Origin of the sequence: Streptomyces sp. NPDC051320 (assembly GCF_040682175.1) — a bacterium.
Taxonomy (GTDB): domain Bacteria; phylum Actinomycetota; class Actinomycetes; order Streptomycetales; family Streptomycetaceae; genus Streptomyces.
In genome coordinates this window covers 23,425-42,381 of record NZ_JBFBAL010000009.1, presented here as the reverse complement: position 1 = coordinate 42,381, position 18,957 = coordinate 23,425, and the positions used below count along the sequence as shown (strand labels likewise).

Sequence of the window (18,957 nt, the reverse complement as noted above, 5' to 3'; positions counted from 1 at the left end):
CTCGCATTCGACGACAAGGGGGTGCAAGCGCGACGATTGGCGCGCCAGGCGCACGCCGGGGGCTTCAGTGCCGGTGGGAGCCCCTACGGCGTACAACTGGACCGTCGGGAAAACCACTCGAACCGGTGAGCATGACTTCCGCCCGAACGGGTTGAACGGTCGGTTACTTGGCGACTTCGGCGGCGAGCTTGTCGAGCTCCGCGTCGTAGATACGGCCAAGTCCCTTGGGTGCGAAGGTCTTCTCGAAGAATCCGCCGATGCCGCCGGCGCCGTTCCACACGGTGGAGACCACGACCTTGGACTTCCCGTCGCCGGCCGGGGTGACTGTCCAGGTGGTGACCATCGAGGAGTTGCGGTCCTTCTCGACGAGCTGCCCCTCGGTGGGCTCCGACACGTCGAGCAGGCAGTCGCGGATGCGCTTGCTGGTGGCCTGGAGCTTCCAGTGCACGACGGTGCCCGCCCCGTCGCCGCCCTCCCGGACCTCGTACTCGCTGAAGTGCTCGGGCAGCAGCTTGGCCCGCGTGCCGCTGTAGTCGGCCAGCGCGTCGAACACCGCCTCCGCATCCGCCGCGATGATCCGCTCCGTGGTGGCCTCTACCTGCGCCATACCAGTTCCTCCAGCTGTCGTTCTTCGCTCGTGTGATGAACCGCCTGCTGAGCCAACCACCTCGGACGCGCGCACGGAAATCCGGGTTGCACTCACGATGCGAACGGGTGTTCTATTTAGCGAAGGGGCCGGGCTATCGAGGAGGCACCATGCGCTGGGACCAGCTCACCGAGGACGGTGCGGACGGCGGCAGCGGCGCCGCGAACGCCGCGCTGTTCGGCGCGGAAGCGGTGACCACTCGCCGCTTCGACACCCCGGAGTTCCGCGGGATCACCTTCCACGAGGTGCGCGCCCGTTCGATCGTGAACCGGGTGCCCGGTGCTTCCCGCATGCCGTTCGAATGGACGGTCAACCCCTATCGCGGTTGCAGCCACGCCTGTGTGTACTGCTTCGCCCGCAGCACCCACAGCTACCTGGACCTGGACACCGGACTGGGTTTCGACTCGCAGATCGTCGTCAAGGTCAACGCCCCGGAGTTGCTGCGCCGCAGACTCGGTTCCCGGCAGTGGCAGGGCGCGCACATCGCGATGGGTACCAACGTCGACTGCTATCAGCGGGCCGAGGGCCGCTACCGGCTGATGCCCGGCATCATCTCCGCCCTCCGGGACCGGGCGAACCCCTTCTCCATCCTCACCAAGGGGACACTGATCCTGCGCGACCTCCCCCTGCTGCAGCAGGCGGCGGAGGCCACCGACGTCGGCATCTCCCTGTCGGTCGGTTTCGTGGACGAGGAACTGTGGCGCACGGTCGAGCCCGGCACGCCGTCGCCCCAGCGGCGGCTCGAGGCGCTGCGCACCCTCACCGCGGCCGGCATTGACTGCGGTGTGCTGATGGCCCCGGTCATCCCCTTCCTCGGCGACCGGCCCGACCAGTTGCGCGCCACGGTGCGCGCCATCGCGGCAGCCGGCGCGACCTCGGTGACCCCGCTGGTGCTGCATCTGCGGCCGGGGGCGCGCGAGTGGTTCATGGCTTGGCTGGGGCAGCACCACCCGCATCTGGTCCGACGCTACGAACGGCTGTACGCGGAGGGCGCCTACGCGCCCAAGTGGTACCAGCGCCGGGTCACCGGCCAGGTGCACGCGCTCGCGGCCGAGTATGGCATCGGGCCGACGCAGCGCGGTATGCCGCGCCGTACACCCGTGCCCCAGGAGCCCCGGCCGGCCGAGCCCACCCAGCTCACGCTGCTCTGACCTCCCGCACCCAGCCCCCGCCGCCGGCCGCTGTCATCCGAGACGGCTGAGCGCGTCCGCAGCCGCGGCGGCCAACAGGGGCCGGTCGAGGGCCGCTTCCAGCACCCGCCGGGCCCGTGGATCGCGGAGCCGGCCCAGGCCCTCCACGCAGGCCAGCGCCACCCGCGGGTGCGGATCGCCGGGCGCGAGAAGCCGCTCCAGGGTGCGGACCAGCGCCGGTACGGACTCGGGTGCCCGCAGCTCGGTCAGCAGCCGCACCGGATGCAGCGCGTACGCGGTCCGCAGGCCGTTCGTCGCGAGGGCCGCCGCGGCGCGCGCGGTGCGCGGGTCGTCCAGCCGGGCAAGTGCGTACGCCGCCGAGACGCAGCGCTCCGGGTCCCGGTGGTTGAGCAGCAGCACCAGCGACTCGAAAGCCCGGCCGTCGCGGGCACAGCCGAGCCGGAAGGCCGCCAGCTCGCGGGCCCACAGCGGCTGCCGGGCGGCCGTGAGCACCGCGGCCAGTTCCTCATGGTCCCCGGTGGCGGTCAGCCGCAGGTACTCCGCGGACCCGCCCGCTTCGTCGTGCAGCCGATCGGTGAGCGACCGCAGTTCCTCGTCCATGCCGGAAGCCATACGCAGAGCCTAAGGGCCGTCCCGTAGACAGACCGGAAGCCCGAGCGATCCAGATCACAGCTTTCCAGGTATGGCGCGCTCGTTACTCGCCAGTTACTCTCAAGTGAGCGGGTCACACACCCGCTGGCACCACCCTCGGGGCGGCCTGGTGACGCAGCCGCCACGAGCGTTCGTCGGTTCGGCAGTGCCTGGCTTCACCATCGCCAGTACGACGTGGCCCCGGGACCGGGCCCGTCGGAACTTCACCACGACACCTCACGCCCGGATGCCCGGCCGTACCTCCCGGTACGCCGCACACCGTGCGTCCCTCAGTCGTCACTCATCCCAGGAGTCCCCTGATGGACACCCCTCTGCACACCATCGCCGTGGTCGGCCTCGGCACCATGGGCACCGGCATCGCCGAGGTCCTCACCCACGCCGGACGCGAGGTCATCGGTATCGACATCAGCGCCGCCGCGACGCGGCGCGCCGTGACCGCACTGGAAGCCTCCACCGCCCGCTCGGTGCTGCGTGAACGCATCAGCGAGCACGAACGGCAGAACATCCTGGCGCGGTTCCGCACCTTCTCCGACCTCCAGGCGGCGGCCGACGCCGACCTGGTGATCGAGGTCGTGCCGGAGTCGTACGAGACCAAGCAGCAGGTCTTCCGCGCCCTGGACGCCATCGTGCGGCCGACCGCCATCCTGGCGACCGGCACCAACGCCCTCTCGGTGACCCGGCTCGCCGCCGACACCTCGCACCCCGAACGCGTCATCGGGCTGCACTTCTTCAATCCGGCACCGGCCATGAAGCTGGTCGAGGTGGTGTCGTCGGTGCTGACCGCGCCGCCGGCCGTCGAGGCGGTCACCGCTCTCGCGCGCGAACTCGGCAAGGAGCCCGTCGAGGTCGGCGACCGGCCCGGCTTCGTCGCCGACGGTCTGCTCTTCGGCTACCTCAACCAGGCGGCCGCCATGTACGAGGCCAAGTACGCCTCCCGGGAGGACATCGACGCCGCGATGCGGCTCGGCTGCGGCCTGCCGATGGGGCCGCTCGCGCTGCTCGACCTGATCGGCATCGACACCGCGCGCACGGTCCTCGAAGCGATGTACGCCGCGTCCAAGGACCGGCTGCACGCTCCCGCCCCGATCCTCAAGCAGCTCAGTGACGCCGGGCTGCTCGGCCGCAAGTCCGGCCGGGGCTTCTACGCGTACGAGGCGCCGGAGAGCGCGGCCGTGGTGCCCGACAGCCTCACGCCGGCGACCGACGCCGAGGCCGCCGTGGGCCGGCGGATCAAGTCGGTGGGTGTCGCCGGGTCGGGCACGATGGCATCGGGCATCGCCGAGGTCTTCGCCAAGGCCGGCTACCGAGTGGTGCTGGCTGCCCGCAGCCCGGAGAAGGCGGACACCGCCAAGTCGCGCATCGCGAAGTCGCTTTCCCGATCTGTCGACAAGGGACGGATCACCGCCGAGGCCCGCGACGCGACGCTGGCGCTGATCACCCCGGCCGGTTCACTGGACGCCTTCGCCGAGGTGGATCTGGCCGTGGAGGCGGTGGCCGAGGACCTGGCGGTCAAGCAGCAGCTCTTCGAGACCCTCGACAAGGTCTGCAAGCCGGGCGCGGTGCTCGCCACCACGACATCCTCGCTGCCGGTCATCGCCTGCGCCCGGGCCACCACCCGCCCCCAGGACGTCATCGGGATGCACTTCTTCAACCCGGCGCCGGCCATGAAACTGGTCGAGGTGGTCCGGACCGTCCTCACGTCGGACGATGTTCACGCGACGGTGCGGGAAGTCTGCACCACCATCCGCAAGCACCCGGTGGACTGCGGCGACCGGGCCGGATTCATCGTGAACGCACTGCTGTTCCCGTACCTCAACAACGCGATCAAGATGGTGCAGGAGCACTACGCGACGCTCGACGACATCGACGCCGCGATGAAGCTGGGCGGCGGCTATCCGATGGGCCCCTTCGAGCTGCTCGACGTGGTCGGCCTCGATGTCTCGCTTGCCATCGAGCAGGTGCTGCACCGGGAGTTCCGCGACCCGGGCCTGGCCCCCGCACCACTGCTCGAACACCTCGTCGCGGCGGGCTGCCTCGGCCGCAAGACGGGGCGCGGTTTCCGCGAGTATGCCCGGCGCTGAACCGCGCGGCGACCGCGCTGATCCGTGCGGCGACTGGGGCGGGCTGCTGGAACCCGGCAGCGGCCCGCCCCCGCAGGCACGTCCGGCCGCGCACATGCAGTACGTTCGGACCATGTCCCAGTCCACTGGCCCCGCACGACGCCCGGTCCGCAAGAAGGCGTCGTCAGCCGCTCCGGAGAGTGCCGCAGGCAGCCGGGCTGCCGCGCAGCGGCTCAAGATGCGCCGCGAACTGGCATCGGCCGCGATGGAGCTGTTCGCCGCCAAGGGATACGAGGCCACCACGGTCGACGAAGTCGCCGCCCGGGCCGGGGTGGCCCGCCGGACCTTCTTCCGGCACTTCCGCTCCAAGGAAGAAGCCATCTTCCCGGACCACGACGACACCCTGGTCAGGGCCGAGGCGGTGCTCAACGCGGCGCCGTCGCACGAGCACCCGCTGGACACCGTGTGCCGGGGCATCAAAGAGGTCATGCGGATGTACGCGTCGTCGCCGGCGGTCTCGGTGGCGCGCTACAAGCTGACCCGCGAGGTACCGACCCTGCGGGAGGCCGAGATCGCCTCGGTGGCCCGTTACGAGCGGCTGTTCACCCGCTATCTGCTGGGCCATTTCGACGAGCACGACCAGCACGACGGCAATGACGACCCGCTGCTCGCCGAGGTGGCGGCGTCGGCCGTGGTCACCGCGCACAATCACGTACTGCGGCGCTGGCTGCGGGCGGACGGGCAGGGCGATGTGGAGGCCCAGCTGGACCATGCCTTCGCCATCGTCAGGGACACCTTCGGCACCGGGATAGGCGCCGGCCGCACGGCTGAGCGCAGACCGGCTGCGACGGCCCGGAGCAACGGCGAGGTTCTGGTGACGGTGGCACGCACCGACGCACCGCTCGACGAGGTCATGCGCACCATCGAGAAGGCGCTGCGCAAGCACTGACCGCTCCCGACCACATCCGTACTGCGACGGCCGCCCTCCCGGGGCGGCCGTTTTTGCTCATGCGTGACCGTCGGATGACAACTGGGCGAATTTGTTGGCACTCAGTGTCTTGCGGCTTGGCACGCGGTGCCATACGTTGAAGGTGTCCGGGCGGCCGGCGTGCAGAACCCTTTCGTACGCCGGCTGTCCCCGTAAGCCTCCCGGCTTGCGCGCCCGGATGCCTGCGTCACAGGCACCTCCCACGCCCCACCACGGCGTAGCCACCCCCGCATTTCGCCGAACCGACGGCACACCTCCACATCAGCACCGACGTTCCCCTCGAGCGTTCCCAAGACCGAGCGTTCCCTCAACGCTTCGCCGGAGGCAGCACCGTGAAGGAAATCCTGGACGCGATCCAGTCGCGGACCCACACAAACAGCGGATCCGCCGCGGCGACGGCGGACGACTTCGCCGCCCTGGCTCTCCCCGAGTCGTATCGCGCGGTAACCGTGCACAAGGACGAGGCCGAGATGTTCTCCGGTCTCGCCAGCCGGGACAAGGACCCGCGCAAGTCCCTGCACGTCGAGAACGTGCCGCTGCCGGAGCTCGGCCCCGGCGAGGCGCTGGTGGCCGTCATGGCCAGTTCGGTGAACTACAACTCCGTCTGGACCTCGATCTTCGAGCCCGTGTCGACGTTCAGCTTCCTGGAGCGGTACGGGAAGCTGAGCGAGCTCACCAAGCGCCACGACCTGCCGTACCACGTCATCGGCTCCGACCTCGCGGGCGTCGTGCTGCGCGCCGGGCCCGGCGTCAACGCCTGGAAGCCGGGCGACGAAGTGGTCGCGCACTGCCTCTCGGTCGAGCTGGAGAGCTCCGATGGCCACAACGACACGATGCTCGACCCGGAGCAGCGCATCTGGGGCTTCGAGACGAACTTCGGCGGCCTCGCCGAAATCGCCCTCGTCAAGTCCAACCAGCTGATGCCCAAGCCCGGTCACCTCAGCTGGGAGGAGGCAGCGGCCCCCGGCCTGGTCAACTCGACCGCGTACCGCCAGCTGGTCTCGCGCAACGGCGCCGGGATGAAGCAGGGCGACAACGTGCTGATCTGGGGCGCCAGCGGCGGCCTCGGGTCGTACGCCACCCAGTTCGCACTGGCCGGCGGCGCCAACCCGATCTGTGTCGTCTCCAGCGATCAGAAGGCGGAGATCTGCCGGAAGATGGGCGCCGAGGCGATCATCGACCGCAATGCCGAGGACTACAAGTTCTGGAAGGACGAGCATCAGCAGGACCCGCGCGAGTGGAAGCGCTTCGGCAAGCGCATCCGGGAACTGACCGGCGGCGAGGACGTCGACATCGTGTTCGAGCACCCGGGCCGCGAGACCTTCGGCGCCTCGGTGTACGTCACCCGCAAGGGCGGCACGATCGTCACCTGCGCATCGACGTCGGGCTATACGCACGAGTACGACAACCGCTATCTGTGGATGTCGCTGAAGAGGATCATCGGCTCGCACTTCGCCAACTACCGCGAGGCGTGGGAGGCCAACCGCCTGATCGCCAAGGGCAAGATCCACCCGACGCTGTCCAAGGTGTACTCGCTGGACGACACCGGTCAGGCCGCCTACGACGTGCACCGCAACCTGCACCAGGGCAAGGTCGGCGTGCTGGCGCTGGCGCCCCGGGAAGGCCTGGGCGTGCGTGACCCGGAGATGCGCGCCAAGCACCTCGACGCCATCAATCTGTTCCGTGACGCGCCGGCCGAGCGGACCACCCACCCCAGCCGGAATATCTGAGGCCGTCAGATGACTGAACGTCACAAGGACCGCCCCTGGCTCATGCGGACGTACGCCGGTCACTCGACCGCCGAGGCGTCCAACGAGCTCTACCGGCGCAACCTCGCCAAGGGTCAGACGGGTCTCTCGGTCGCCTTCGACCTGCCGACCCAGACCGGCTACGACCCCGACCACGTGCTCGCCCGCGGCGAGGTCGGCCGGGTCGGGGTCCCGGTGTCCCATCTCGGTGACATGCGGCGGCTGTTCCAGGACATCCCGCTGGAGCAGATGAACACTTCGATGACCATCAACGCCACGGCCATGTGGTTGCTGGCGCTGTACCAGGTGGTCGCGGAGGAGCAGGGCGCGGACCCCGGCAAGCTGCAGGGGACGACGCAGAACGACATCGTGAAGGAGTACCTCTCGCGCGGGACGCACGTCTTCCCGCCGGGACCGAGCCTCCGGCTGACCACCGACATGATCACGTACACGGTGGCCAACATCCCCAAGTGGAACCCCATAAACATCTGCAGCTACCACCTGCAGGAGGCGGGCGCCACGCCAGTGCAGGAGATCGCCTACGCGATGTCCACCGCGATCGCGGTCCTCGACGCCGTACGCGACTCGGGGCAGGTGCCGCCGGAGAAGTTCGACGCGGTCGTCGCACGGATCTCCTTCTTCGTGAACGCGGGAGTCCGCTTCATCGAGGAGATGTGCAAGATGCGGGCGTTCAGCCGCATCTGGGACCAGGTCACCCGCGAGCGGTACGGCATCACGGACCCCAAGAGGCGCCGTTTCCGCTATGGCGTCCAGGTCAACTCGCTGGGCCTGACCGAGGCCCAACCGGAGAACAACGTCCAGCGCATCGTGCTGGAGATGCTGGCCGTCACGCTGTCCAAGGACGCCCGCGCCCGCGCCGTGCAGCTGCCGGCCTGGAACGAGGCGCTGGGTCTGCCGCGGCCGTGGGACCAGCAGTGGTCGCTCCGTATCCAGCAGGTCCTCGCCCATGAGAGCGATCTGCTGGAGTACGAGGACATCTTCGCCGGCTCGCACGTCATCGAGGCCAAGGTCGAGACGCTGGTCACGGAGTCCCTCGCGGAGATCGACCGCATCCAGCAGATGGGCGGTGCGATGGCCGCCGTCGAGTCCGGCTATCTCAAGTCGGAGCTGGTCGCTTCGCACGCCGCCCGCCGGGCCCGTATCGAGAACGGCGACGAGAAGATCGTCGGCGTCAACTGCTACGAGTCCACCGAACCCAGCCCGCTGACCGCCGACCTGGACGCGGCGATCATGACGGTCGACCCGGCCAACGAGGCCCGGGTGGTGGCCGCGCTGCACGCCTGGCGGGACAACCGCGAGGAGAGCCGCGCACAGGATTCGCTGGCCGCTCTGAAGGCGACCGCGGCGGGCGACGGCAACCTCTTCGAGGCCACCGTGGAGTGCGCCCGTGCGGGTGTCACCACCGGCGAATGGTCCTGGGCGCTGCGCGATGTGTTCGGCGAGTTCCGCGCCCCCACCGGGGTGAGCAGCGCCCCGGTCGCCGTCACCGCCGAGGCGGGCACCCCGCTCGCCACCGTACGGGCCGCCGTGACCCGTACGGCCGAAGAGCTCGGAAGCGGACGGCTGCGGCTGCTGGTGGGCAAGCCCGGCCTGGACGGTCACTCCAACGGCGCCGAACAGATCGCGGTCCGCGCCCGGGACGCCGGCTTCGAAGTGGTCTACCAGGGCATCCGGCTGACGCCCGAGGAGATCGTCGGCGCCGCGCTCGCCGAGGACGTGCACTGCGTGGGCCTGTCGATTCTCTCCGGATCGCACGCCGAACTGGTGCCGGACGTACTGCGGCGGCTGTGCGAGGCGGGCGCGTCCGACATCCCGGTGATCGTCGGCGGGATCATCCCGAACGGCGACGGCGTCGCGCTCAAGAAGGCCGGCGTGGCCGCCGTCTTCACCCCTAAGGACTTCGGTATCACCGAGATCATCGGACGTATCGTCGAAGTGATCCGGACAGCGAACAAGCTCGACCCTCTGGAGGTCCCCGCATGACCGCGCCCGTAGAGCCCTCGTCCCCCGTGAACCGTCTGCGTCCGCGGCGCTCCTGTCTCGCCGTACCGGGTTCCAATCCGCGCTTCCTGGAGAAGGCCCAGGGCCTCCCGGCCGACCAGGTCTTCCTGGACCTGGAGGACGCCTGCGCACCCCTCGCGAAGGAGGGCGCCCGGCACACCATCGTCGAGGCGCTGAACCAGGGCGACTGGACGGGCAAGACCCGGGTGGTACGGGTCAACGACTGGACCACGCACTGGACGTACCGCGATGTCGTCACGGTCGTCGAGGGGGCGGGCCAGAACCTCGACTGCATCATGCTGCCGAAGGTCCAGGACGCCCAGCAGGTCGTCGCGCTGGACCTGCTGCTCACCCAGATCGAGAAGACCATGGGCTTCGAGGTCGGGAAGATCGGCATCGAGGCACAGATCGAGAACGCCAAGGGCCTCGTCAACGTCAACGAGATCGCGGCGGCCTCCCCCAGGACCGAGACCATCATCTTCGGCCCGGCCGACTTCATGGCGTCGATCAACATGAAGAGCCTGGTGGTGGGCGAGCAGCCGCCCGGTTACGGCGCCGACGCCTACCACTACATCCTGATGAAGATCCTGATGGCGGCCCGTACCTACGACCTGCAGGCGATCGACGGACCGTACCTGCAGATCCGCAACGTCGACGGCTACCGCGAAGTCGCCCGGCGCGCCGCCGCGCTCGGCTTTGACGGCAAGTGGGTGCTGCACCCGGGGCAGGTCGACGCGTCGAACGAGATCTTCTCGCCGTCGCAGGAGGACTACGACCACGCCGAGATGATCCTCGACGCCTACGACTGGTGCACCTCCGAGGCGGGCGGCAAGAAGGGCTCGGCGATGCTCGGCGACGAGATGATCGACGAGGCCAGCCGCAAGATGGCGCTGGTCATCTCCGGCAAGGGCCGGGCCGCCGGCATGCAGCGCACGTCCAAGTTCGAAGCCCCGGAGGTGTGAGCGATGCAGTTCGGACGAACCTATGAGGAGTTCGAGGTCGGCGCGGTCTACAAGCACTGGCCGGGAAAGACCGTCACCGAGTACGACGACCATCTTTTCTGCCTGCTGACCATGAACCACCATCCGCTGCACATGGACAGCAACTACGCGCAGGAGACCACCGATTTCGGCAAGAACGTCGTGGTCGGCAACTACATCTACTCCCTGCTGCTCGGCATGTCGGTGCCGGACGTCTCGGGCAAGGCCATCGCCAACCTGGAGGTCGAGTCGCTGAAGCACATCGCGCCGACCTTTCACGGCGACACGCTCTACGGCGAGACGACCGTCATCGACAAGACACCGTCACGCTCCAAGAGCGACCGCGGAATCGTGTACGTGGAGACCAGGGGTTACAAGCAGGACGGCACGGTCGTCTGCGTGTTCCGCCGCAAGGTGATGGTCCCGACCGAGACGTACATCAAGGAGCGCGGCGGAGAACAGCCCGGCCGCCCGACGCCCGCCAACTAACCGCGTGCCACCAACTGCGTGAAGTCACAGGAGAAGCAGTCATGAGCCGACTCGCCCAGACCCCCGGTCTCACCGATGTCCAGCAGGAGATCCTGGCCACTGTGCGGGACTTCGTCGACAAGGAGATCCTGCCGGTCGCGACCGAGCTGGAACACCGCGACGAGTACCCGGCACAGATCGTCGAGGGCCTCAAGGAGCTCGGCCTGTTCGGGCTGATGATCCCCGAGGAGTACGGGGGCCTGGGTGAGTCGCTGCTCACCTACGCGCTGTGCGTCGAGGAGATAGCGCGTGGCTGGATGTCGGTGTCCGGCATCATCAACACCCATTTCATCGTGGCGTACATGCTCAAGCAGCACGGCACCCAGGAACAGAAGGAAACCTTCCTGCCGCGCATGGCGCTCGGCGAGGTGCGTGGCGCTTTCTCGATGTCGGAGCCGGCGCTCGGCTCGGACGTCTCCGCGATCACGTCGAAGGGCGTGAAGGACGGCGAGGAGTACGTACTCAACGGCCAGAAGATGTGGCTGACCAACGGTGGCACCTCCTCGCTCGTCGCCGTGCTGTGCCGGAGTGACGAGGGTCACCCCGAGGGCACCGCCGCGCACAAGTCCATGACCACCTTCCTGGTCGAGAAGGAGCCGGGCTTCGGGGAGGTCCGGCCGGGTCTGACCATCCCCGGCAAGATCGACAAGATGGGCTACAAGGGTGTCGACACCACCGAGCTGATCATGGATGGACTGCGAATTCCGGCCAATCGCGTACTTGGTGGCGTTACGGGCCGAGGGTTTTACCAAATGATGGACGGAGTGGAGGTCGGCCGGGTGAATGTGGCAGCGCGTGGCTGCGGCGTCGCCCAGCGAGCGTTCGAACTGGGTATCGGTTACGCACAGCAACGCCACACTTTCGGCAAACAGATCGCCCAGCACCAGGCGATTCAGTTCAAGCTGTCCGAAATGGCTACCAAGGTGGAAGCCGCCCATGCGATGATGGTCAATGCGGCACGCAAAAAGGACTCCGGGGAACGAAACGACCTTGAAGCAGGGATGGCCAAGTACCTGGCCTCCGAGTACTGCAAGGAGGTCGTGGAGGACGCCTTCCGTATCCATGGTGGATATGGGTTTTCCAAGGAGTACGAGATCGAGCGGCTCTACCGCGAGGCGCCGATGCTGCTGATCGGCGAAGGTACCGCCGAGATCCAGAAAATGATCATTGGCCGACGACTCCTCGAAGAGTACCGATTCCAGGGCTGATTGTCCGATTCGGGGCGATATATCAGCGAAGAAGGTCACACCCAGTCATCGTCTTCAGTCTGCCGACTCGGCTTCCTGGCTTGCCCAGTTGTGGTCCACAACCGATAGCATCGCCCGAAAGCCGCCGTCCCCCGTCACAGCGCGGCATCATCCGCTACGAAGGTCATTCATGCCCCACAGCCAAACCTCTGCACCACGCGGCCGGGTCCGTCTTGCGCGCGGAGCATCGCCGTGGCTCCTGCCGACTGTCGCGACCGCAGCACTCAGCCTGACCCGGGCCCGCAGGTCCGGGCGCTGGGCCGCTGTCGCCGTGCCCACCACCGCGCTGGCGGCGGGCATGCTGTGGTTCTTTCGCGACCCCGAGCGAGAGATCACGCAGGGCCGGGTCATTTCGCCGGCCGACGGCGTAGTGCAGAGCATCATGCCGTGGAAGGACGGGCGCACCCGCGTCGCGATCTTCATGAGCCCGCTGAACGTTCATGTGAACCGCGCCCCGCTGGCCGGCACCGTGACGTCGGTCGAGCACATCCCCGGCGGTTTCGTTCCGGCGTTCAACAAGGAGAGCGAGAACAACGAGCGCGTTGTCTGGCACTTCGACACCGAGCTCGGGGACATCGAGATGGTCCAGATCGCCGGCGCCGTGGCACGGCGCATCGTGCCGTATCTCCCGCAGGGTACGAAGGTGGACCAGGGAGAGCGGATCGGCCTGATCCGCTTCGGCTCACGTGTCGACATCTACCTTCCGGAAGGTATCGATGTCGCGGTCGAGGTCGGCCAGACCACCACCGCGGGGGTGACTCGAATTGACCGTGATTGATCCGGAGACGCAGACCGGCTGGGTGCCGGAGGCGGACACCGAGGACGACACCGAGGCCATGCCGCTCTCCCTGCGGCTGTCGATAGCGGACACGCTGACTCTCGGTAACGCGACGTGCGGTTTCATGGCGGTGTACTTCACCACCACCGGGATCCTCATTCCGCACCTCCAGGGCAGCCAGGAGACCGGCATGGCGCGGCACTCCGCCGCGACCGCCGTGATCCTGATGCTGATGGCGGCGATCTTCGACCTCTGCGACGGGCTGGTGGCGCGCAAGCTGCGCAGCTCGCCGATGGGCGCGGAGCTGGACAATCTCTCCGACCTGATCAGCTTCGGGCTCGCTCCGGCCTATTTCGTACTGGTGTACGGCATGGTCGCGGACGACGCCCACCAGCGGGTCGCCGCGGTGGCAGCGATCGTGGTGTTGCTGGCGGTGGTGCTGAGGCTTGCCCGGTTCTCGTGCGTGACCTTGAAGGACGGCATGTTCCAGGGCATGCCGAGCCCCTTCGGAGCGCTGACGGTCGTCTCGATCGTGCTGCTCGAGTTGCCCTTCGTGCCGACGCTGCTCGCCGTTCTGGGCGTCGCCTGGCTGATGGTGAGCCGGGTCGAATACCCGAAGCCGCGGGGCATCCTCGCGGTGGGGATGCTCAGCTGGATCGTGGGCGCGATGGGGCTGCTCGCCGCATGGGCGTTCGACGCACCGGGCGGCCAGTTGCTGCTCCAGACCGGCTGCGCGCTCCAGGTGGTCATGGGCGCGGTCATCCCGCTCTTCGCCACCGCGCGCCGGGTGAACACCTTCCGGGGCAACCGCCGCGAGGCGCGTACGGCGCAGCTGCCGTAACTCCCGTACAAGCCGCCGAGGGCCCCGAGTGCACACCGCGCTCGGGGCCCTCGGCGTCGCGCCTTCGCCTACTGGTGCGCGCTCCCGGCAGCGGTGGGCGCCGTCACGAAAACGCGCTCGAGGAGCCCGGCCAGCGCGGCCCGGTCCTCCTCGCCGAGTGCCTCCAGGCGGCCCAGAGTGGCGTGCATGGTGGCGCGGATGGTGTCCACGGTGCGCTCGCCCTCCTCGGTCAGGGCCACGTTCTTGACCCGTCGGTCGGTCGGGCTGGGCTCGCGGCGCACCGCGCCGCGCTTCTCCAGGCGATCGATGATCCCCGTCATGTTCGAGGCGTCGCAGGCCAGCGTGATCGCGAGAGCACGCATCGCGGACGGACCGCGCCGCAGCACGGCCAGCGTCCTGCCCTGGCTGGCGGTGAGACCCTCGGCGGCGGCCGCGGCGGTGAAATCGCCGTAATAGACGCCGAGGGACACCGACAGCAGCTCCATCAGCCGGGCCGTGCCGGCCTCTGGGGTTCTTGGCGCGGGGATTCCTGGCATGCTGCGCACCTTATGCCGGAAACGTTGACGATCTCAAACATTGCAGTCGCTGATGAAGATGCCGGGTATGCCGTGGGGCCGGTCCCCGCCCGACCCGGCCCCATAGCGTACGAGCGCCTCAGCTCAGGAAATCGCGGGCGATGTTCTCCGCGACCTGCTCGAGCAGCGGCCCCGCGTGAGCGATACAGCGCGCGGTGTCCGGTTCCAGGTCGGTGAGGGCGTAGGCGCGGCGGATTCCGGCCTGACCGAGCACCTCGGCCGGCAGCATCAGCCGGCCGCAGACCGCGATGACCTCCTTGCCCGCGGCGCGGGCCGCCGCGGCGACACCGGCGGGCGCCTTGCCGTGCAGGGTCTGCTCGTCGAGTGATCCCTCCCCGGTGATCACCAGAGTGGCCCGGGCCACCGCAGGGGCGAACCCCAGCACGTCGAGCATCACCTCGATACCGGCCCGAAAGCTCGCACCGAGGCCGACCAGTGCCCCGTAACCGATCCCTCCGGCGGCGCCCGCTCCCGGGGCCCGGGCGGCCTCGGCGGCCTTCGAGCCGATGGCCTTCTCCAGGACGACAGCGAAATGTCCGAGCGCCGCGTCCAGCGTCTCCACATCCCCGGGGGCGGCACCCTTCTGCGGCCCGTAGACCGCCGCTGCTCCCTTCGGCCCGGTGAGCGGATTGTCGACATCGCTGGCCAGCACGATCTCGGTGTCGGCGAGGCGTGCGTCCAGGCCGGACAGATCCGCGGACACCAGATCCCGCAGACCGCCGCCGCCCGGCCCGACCGGCTGTCCTGCCGCGTCCAGGAAGCGGGCACCGAGCGCGGCGAGCATGCCGGCGCCCCCGTCGGTGGTGGCGCTGCCTCCGACCCCGAAGACGATGGACCGGGCGCCCGCGTCGAGCGCGGCCCGCAGCAGCTCGCCCGAGCCGTACGTGGTCGCGGTGAGCGGCGCGAACACTCCGGCAGGCAGGTGCTGGAGGCCGGATGCTTCGGCCATCTCCACGACCGCCACGCCGTCGCGCAGCGCGAACGCCGCGTCCCGCTGCTCACCGAGCGGCCCGGTGACCCGCACCTGGCGCCGCTCGAAGCCGGCCACCACCGCGGCGGCGACCGTACCGTCACCGCCGTCCGCGACCGGCAGTGTCTCGACCCGCACGGTGGGCGCCACCTTCCGCAGCCCCGCCGTCACCCGCTCGGCGACCTGTACCGCCGTGAGGGACCCCTTGAACTTGTCAGCCGCCACGAGCACCCGCGGGACCTCAGATACTGCTCCGTCCGTCACCTTGCTATTCCCTTGCTTTCGAACAGGCAGTCGCGCCGACCCGACCTTATCCGCTACGGCGTTTTTCCAGAAGGAGCCACCTGATCCGGCTGCTGCTCCCCAGCGGCGGTGTGCCTCGATCCGCGGGCCCGGGGCCGGGCCATGTGCGTACCCTCGGCCGCATGACCCTCATCGCCATTCTCAGCGGCGCCGGGATCTCCACGGACTCCGGCATCCCCGACTACCGGGGCCCCAACGGCCTGTGGCGCCGCGACCCCGGGGCCGAGAAGCTGGTGACCTACGACTTCTACATCGCCGATCCGGACATCCGGCGCCGCTCCTGGCTGATGCGCCGGGACAGCGAGACCTGGCACGCCGAGCCGAATGCCGCGCACCACGCCATCGCGGCCCTCGAGCAGGCCGGGGTGCCGGTGCGCGTGATCACCCAGAACGTCGACGGGCTGCACCAGCTGGCCGGTGTCCCCGCGCGCAAGGTGCTCGAGCTGCACGGGTCGGCGCGGGCCGTGGTGTGCACCGGCTGCGCGGCCCGCTCCTCGATGGAGGATGCCCTGGAACGGGTGGCGGCTGGTGAGGACGACCCGCCGTGTCTGCTGTGCGGCGGCATCCTCAAGTCGGCGACCGTCATGTTCGGCCAGCGGCTCGATCACCGGGTGCTGAGCGAGTCGATCGCCATCGCCAAGGCCTGCGAGGTCTTCATCGCGGTCGGCACCAGCCTCCAGGTACAGCCCGCCGCCTCCCTCGCCGGGATCGCCGCCGACGCCGGGGCGCGGCTGATCATCGTCAACGCCGAGGCGACACCGTACGACGAGCTCGCGGCTGAGGTCGTCCGTGAACCGATCGGAACGACGCTGCCCGAACTGCTGAAACGGTACGCGGCCTGACGTCCGGGGCCCCGGCGATGGAAGCAGGGGTGCTTGGGTCCGCGCTCAGAACAGCACGTCGCCACCGGCGGGACCGGCATCACCCCCGCTCTCGAAGGCCAGCAGCCGCTGTTTGCGGTCCAGGCCGCCGCCGTAGCCCGTGAGGCTTCCGGTCGAGCCGATGACCCGGTGGCAGGGAACGATGATCCCGACCGGGTTCTTGCCGTTGGCCAGCCCCACGGCGCGTGAGGCGCCGGGCTTGCCGAGGCGGTCGGCGAGGTCGCCGTAGGAGCGGGTCTCGCCGTACGGGATCTGCTGGAGCTGCTGCCAGACGCTGCGCTGGAACGGGGTGCCGTGCAGGGTGAGCGGCACGGTGAACTCCGTGAGCTCGCCGCCGAAGTAGGCGGTCAGCTGGCTGACGACCGCGCCGAATTGGCGCGGGTCGGGGGCGCCGAAGGTCTCCTCGGGCGGGCGGTGGCGCTGGTCGGTCATGTAGAGGCCGCTCAGTACGCCGTCGGTCGCGACGAGGGTGAGCGGACCGTACGGGCTGTCGATGACGGTGTGCTGCCTGACGGGCATGAGTCACGTTCCTCAGTCTGGAAGGTTGTTGATGGGGTGGCTGTCGGTGGCCCACAGATACTGCACGGCGTAGGCACGCCACGGACGCCAGGCCGCCGCGGCTGCGGTGAGAGCGGCGGGGGTCGAAGGGAGGCCGAGGCCGGCGGCCGCGCGGCGCACACCCAGATCGGTGGGGAGGAAGGCGTCCGGGTCGCCGAGCGCACGCATCGCGATGGCCTCGACCGTCCAGGGGCCGAAACCGGGCAGCGCCGCGAGCCCGTCGCGAGCCGCGTCCCAGTCGCTGTCGAATCCGAGCTTGAGGGACTCGTCGGCGAGGGCCCCGACCAGAGTGGTGAGTGTGGTGCGCCTGCTGCGGGGCAGCGCCAGCTTGTCCGGGTCCAGGGTGGCCAGTGCCTGCGGTGCGGGGAACAGGTGGGTGAGGCCGCCCCTCGGGTCGTCGACGGACACACCGTGCGCGGTGACGAGCCGGGCCGCGTGGGTGCGCGCGGCGGCGGTGGAGACCTGCTGGCCGAGCACCGCGCGTACCGCGAATTCCGCGGCGTCGACGGTACGCGGCACCCGCCGCCCGGGAGCCTTGTCGACCAGCGGCGCCAACAGTGGGTCGGTACGCAGCTGTTCGTCCACCGCGACCGGGTCGGCGTCGAGGTCGAGCAGCCAACGGCAGCGGCTGATGGCGTGCGTGAGGTCGCGCAGGTCGGTGAGCGAGAGCAACACACCGACGTGGTCGGGGTGCGGGGTGAGTTCGGCGATGCCGTGGCCGTGCGGGAGCGAGAGGGTCCTCCGGTAGGCGCCGTCGCGCCACTCCTCCACGCCGGGGACCGCGGTCGCCACCAGGTGCCCGAAGAGGTTGTCGGGGTTGAGCGGCGCCCGGAAGGGCAGTCGGAGCGAGATCGTACCCGGGGCGTGCGACTGCTTGCCGCGTGCCGAGCGGGTGCGCAGGTCGCTCGGCGAGAGGGCAAAGACTTCGCGGACCGTGTCGTTGAAGGTGCGGATGGAGGAGAAACCTGCCGCGAAGGCCGCGTCGGCCATCGGCAGGTCGGTGGTCTCGATGAGGATGCGGGCGGTCTGGGCGCGCTGCGCGCGGGCCAGCGCGAGCGGTCCGGCGCCGAGCTCGGCGAGCAGCTGCCGCTCGATCTGACGGGTCGAGTAGCCGAGCCGCCCCGCCAGGCCGGGGACTCCTTCACGGTCGACGACACCGTCCCTGATCAACCGCATGGCCCGGGCCACCGCATCGGCGCGCGCGTTCCACTCCGGTGAGCCGGGGCTGGTGTCGGGGCGGCAACGCTTGCAGGCCCGGAATCCGGCCTGCTGACAGGCGGCGGCGCTCGGGTAGAAGGTCATGTTCTCGACCTTGGGGGGCACCACCGGGCAGCTCGGCCGGCAATAGATCCTGGTCGTCAGGACCGCCGTGAAGAACCAGCCGTCGAAGCGGGCGTCCTTCGACTGGACGGCGCGTACGCAACGCTCGGTGTCAGTGTGCATGGCTCAAGCATCGAGCACCCGGGCCGCCCGGGCTGGCGAGAATCCGACATCAAGCCGGCCGTGCCCCTGGCCCCTCGGCCAGCGCTTCGGCGAACTCCCCGTAGGCGTAGGTGTCGAACAGCACGAACCGCACCTCTTCCACCGGGTCTGCCACCGCTTCCCGGACTGTGCGGACCGCGATGCGCGCCCCGTCGTCCATCGGCCAGCCGTAGATCCCGGTGGAAATGGCGGGAAAGGCCACTGTCTTCGCGCCCAGGTCCGCGGCCACCCGCAGCGACTCGCGGTAGCAGGAGACGAGCAGCGCGGAGCGGTCCTCGGTGCCGGACCAGACCGGTCCGACGGTGTGAATGACCCACCGGGCGTCCAGTTCGCCCGCGGTGGTGGCAACTGCCCGGCCGGTGGGCAGGCCCTTTTCGTAGTGCGAGGCACGGAGCTCACGGCAGGCTTCCAGAATGCCGGGGCCGCCCCGGCGGTGGATCGCGCCGTCCACTCCCCCGCCGCCGAGCAGACTGGAATTGGCAGCGTTGACGATGGCGTCGACCTGCTGCCCGGTGATGTCTCCCTGGACGAGGGTGATGGCGGTCATG

At 69.4% G+C, this 18,957-nt stretch carries 18 protein-coding genes; 11 read left to right on the top strand and 7 right to left on the bottom strand.

The annotated features are described in order from the left end of the window. Window positions 1–163: 163 nt before the first annotated feature. The gene (locus AB0M87_RS20660) at window positions 164–607 is read right to left on the bottom strand and encodes an SRPBCC family protein (RefSeq protein ID WP_365854912.1); all 444 of its coding nucleotides are present in this window, start codon (window positions 605–607) and stop codon (window positions 164–166) included. A gap of 149 nt (window positions 608–756) precedes the next feature. Between AB0M87_RS20660 and AB0M87_RS20655 the strand changes: the two genes are divergently transcribed. Then, a complete protein-coding gene (locus AB0M87_RS20655; RefSeq protein WP_365854910.1) occupies window positions 757–1,797 on the top strand; it encodes an Rv2578c family radical SAM protein in 1,041 nt (346 codons plus the stop codon). Between the two features lie 33 nt (window positions 1,798–1,830). Here AB0M87_RS20655 and AB0M87_RS20650 read toward each other — a convergent pair whose 3' ends face one another. Then, window positions 1,831–2,409, bottom strand: coding sequence for an adenylosuccinate lyase (locus AB0M87_RS20650; protein ID WP_365854909.1), 579 nt, complete (start codon window positions 2,407–2,409; stop codon window positions 1,831–1,833). A gap of 338 nt (window positions 2,410–2,747) precedes the next feature. On the opposite strand from AB0M87_RS20650, the gene AB0M87_RS20645 reads away from it, so the two are divergent. The 9 genes from AB0M87_RS20645 to pssA all read left to right on the top strand — a co-directional run bounded on the left by AB0M87_RS20645 (window position 2,748) and on the right by pssA (window position 13,640). Beyond that, window positions 2,748–4,529: a 3-hydroxybutyryl-CoA dehydrogenase gene (locus tag AB0M87_RS20645; protein WP_365854907.1), complete on the top strand. Its 1,782-nt coding sequence runs from the start codon at window positions 2,748–2,750 to the stop codon at window positions 4,527–4,529. Between the two features lie 112 nt (window positions 4,530–4,641). Continuing rightward, window positions 4,642–5,457, top strand: coding sequence for a TetR family transcriptional regulator (locus AB0M87_RS20640; RefSeq protein WP_365854904.1), 816 nt, complete (start codon window positions 4,642–4,644; stop codon window positions 5,455–5,457). 371 nt (window positions 5,458–5,828) lie between these two features. Then, complete coding sequence (ccrA, locus tag AB0M87_RS20635; RefSeq protein ID WP_365854902.1) at window positions 5,829–7,226, top strand: crotonyl-CoA carboxylase/reductase; 1,398 nt, start codon at window positions 5,829–5,831, stop codon at window positions 7,224–7,226. Window positions 7,227–7,235: 9 nt separating this feature from the next. Continuing rightward, on the top strand, window positions 7,236–9,248 hold the full coding sequence (locus AB0M87_RS20630) for a protein meaA (RefSeq protein ID WP_365854900.1): 2,013 nt from the start codon (window positions 7,236–7,238) through the stop codon (window positions 9,246–9,248). Then, window positions 9,245–10,228, top strand: coding sequence for a CoA ester lyase (locus AB0M87_RS20625; protein ID WP_365854898.1), 984 nt, complete (start codon window positions 9,245–9,247; stop codon window positions 10,226–10,228). The genes AB0M87_RS20630 and AB0M87_RS20625 overlap by 4 nt, the downstream gene beginning before the upstream one ends. Before the next feature lie 3 nt (window positions 10,229–10,231). Next, window positions 10,232–10,735 carry a MaoC family dehydratase gene (locus AB0M87_RS20620; protein WP_365854896.1) on the top strand — a complete coding sequence of 168 codons (504 nt, stop codon included), beginning with the start codon at window positions 10,232–10,234 and terminating at the stop codon, window positions 10,733–10,735. Window positions 10,736–10,776: 41 nt separating this feature from the next. After that, on the top strand, window positions 10,777–11,982 hold the full coding sequence (locus AB0M87_RS20615) for an acyl-CoA dehydrogenase family protein (RefSeq protein ID WP_365854894.1): 1,206 nt from the start codon (window positions 10,777–10,779) through the stop codon (window positions 11,980–11,982). Between the two features lie 169 nt (window positions 11,983–12,151). Then, a complete protein-coding gene (locus AB0M87_RS20610) occupies window positions 12,152–12,799 on the top strand; it encodes a phosphatidylserine decarboxylase (protein WP_365854892.1) in 648 nt (215 codons plus the stop codon). After that, window positions 12,786–13,640: a CDP-diacylglycerol--serine O-phosphatidyltransferase gene (pssA, locus tag AB0M87_RS20605; RefSeq protein ID WP_365854890.1), complete on the top strand. Its 855-nt coding sequence runs from the start codon at window positions 12,786–12,788 to the stop codon at window positions 13,638–13,640. The genes AB0M87_RS20610 and pssA overlap by 14 nt, the downstream gene beginning before the upstream one ends. Window positions 13,641–13,708: 68 nt before the next feature. Here the strand turns inward: pssA and AB0M87_RS20600 are convergent, their stop codons facing one another. Together AB0M87_RS20600 and AB0M87_RS20595 are read right to left on the bottom strand one after the other, a co-directional pair. Next, window positions 13,709–14,125 (bottom strand): MarR family transcriptional regulator, encoded by a 417-nt coding sequence (locus tag AB0M87_RS20600; RefSeq protein ID WP_365855402.1) that lies wholly within the window; start codon window positions 14,123–14,125, stop codon window positions 13,709–13,711. Between the two features lie 169 nt (window positions 14,126–14,294). Beyond that, entirely contained in the window at window positions 14,295–15,449 is a 1,155-nt protein-coding gene (locus AB0M87_RS20595) for a glycerate kinase (RefSeq protein WP_365854888.1), read from the bottom strand. Between the two features lie 161 nt (window positions 15,450–15,610). On the opposite strand from AB0M87_RS20595, the gene AB0M87_RS20590 reads away from it, so the two are divergent. Beyond that, window positions 15,611–16,330, top strand: coding sequence for a Sir2 family NAD-dependent protein deacetylase (locus AB0M87_RS20590; RefSeq protein ID WP_365854886.1), 720 nt, complete (start codon window positions 15,611–15,613; stop codon window positions 16,328–16,330). A gap of 45 nt (window positions 16,331–16,375) precedes the next feature. Here the strand turns inward: AB0M87_RS20590 and AB0M87_RS20585 are convergent, their stop codons facing one another. The 3 genes from AB0M87_RS20585 to AB0M87_RS20575 are packed head-to-tail and all read right to left on the bottom strand — an operon-like array spanning window position 16,376 to window position 18,956. After that, window positions 16,376–16,888 carry a methylated-DNA--[protein]-cysteine S-methyltransferase gene (locus tag AB0M87_RS20585; protein WP_365854883.1) on the bottom strand — a complete coding sequence of 171 codons (513 nt, stop codon included), beginning with the start codon at window positions 16,886–16,888 and terminating at the stop codon, window positions 16,376–16,378. A gap of 12 nt (window positions 16,889–16,900) precedes the next feature. Beyond that, on the bottom strand, window positions 16,901–18,370 hold the full coding sequence (locus tag AB0M87_RS20580; protein WP_365854881.1) for an AlkA N-terminal domain-containing protein: 1,470 nt from the start codon (window positions 18,368–18,370) through the stop codon (window positions 16,901–16,903). A gap of 49 nt (window positions 18,371–18,419) precedes the next feature. Beyond that, window positions 18,420–18,956 carry an O-acetyl-ADP-ribose deacetylase gene (locus AB0M87_RS20575; RefSeq protein ID WP_365854879.1) on the bottom strand — a complete coding sequence of 179 codons (537 nt, stop codon included), beginning with the start codon at window positions 18,954–18,956 and terminating at the stop codon, window positions 18,420–18,422. Window position 18,957 lies beyond the last annotated feature (1 nt).

Bases quoted from the DNA above. Each gene is read 5' to 3' on its own strand.
- AB0M87_RS20610 (WP_365854892.1), top strand. From the start codon at position 12,152: ATGCCCCACAGCCAAACCTCTGCACCACGCGGCCGGGTCCGTCTTGCG.
- AB0M87_RS20600 (WP_365855402.1), bottom strand. From the start codon at position 14,125: ATGGAGCTGCTGTCGGTGTCCCTCGGCGTCTATTACGGCGATTTCACC.
- AB0M87_RS20650 (WP_365854909.1), bottom strand. From the start codon at position 2,409: ATGGCTTCCGGCATGGACGAGGAACTGCGGTCGCTCACCGATCGGCTG.
- AB0M87_RS20640 (WP_365854904.1), top strand. From the start codon at position 4,642: ATGTCCCAGTCCACTGGCCCCGCACGACGCCCGGTCCGCAAGAAGGCG.
- AB0M87_RS20655 (WP_365854910.1), top strand. From the start codon at position 757: ATGCGCTGGGACCAGCTCACCGAGGACGGTGCGGACGGCGGCAGCGGC.
- AB0M87_RS20585 (WP_365854883.1), bottom strand. From the start codon at position 16,888: ATGCCCGTCAGGCAGCACACCGTCATCGACAGCCCGTACGGTCCGCTC.
- AB0M87_RS20575 (WP_365854879.1), bottom strand. From the start codon at position 18,956: ATGACCGCCATCACCCTCGTCCAGGGAGACATCACCGGGCAGCAGGTC.
- AB0M87_RS20590 (WP_365854886.1), top strand. From the start codon at position 15,611: ATGACCCTCATCGCCATTCTCAGCGGCGCCGGGATCTCCACGGACTCC.
- AB0M87_RS20645 (WP_365854907.1), top strand. From the start codon at position 2,748: ATGGACACCCCTCTGCACACCATCGCCGTGGTCGGCCTCGGCACCATG.
- AB0M87_RS20615 (WP_365854894.1), top strand. From the start codon at position 10,777: ATGAGCCGACTCGCCCAGACCCCCGGTCTCACCGATGTCCAGCAGGAG.
- AB0M87_RS20660 (WP_365854912.1), bottom strand. From the start codon at position 607: ATGGCGCAGGTAGAGGCCACCACGGAGCGGATCATCGCGGCGGATGCG.
- AB0M87_RS20620 (WP_365854896.1), top strand. From the start codon at position 10,232: ATGCAGTTCGGACGAACCTATGAGGAGTTCGAGGTCGGCGCGGTCTAC.
- AB0M87_RS20630 (WP_365854900.1), top strand. From the start codon at position 7,236: ATGACTGAACGTCACAAGGACCGCCCCTGGCTCATGCGGACGTACGCC.
- AB0M87_RS20625 (WP_365854898.1), top strand. From the start codon at position 9,245: ATGACCGCGCCCGTAGAGCCCTCGTCCCCCGTGAACCGTCTGCGTCCG.
- AB0M87_RS20580 (WP_365854881.1), bottom strand. From the start codon at position 18,370: ATGCACACTGACACCGAGCGTTGCGTACGCGCCGTCCAGTCGAAGGAC.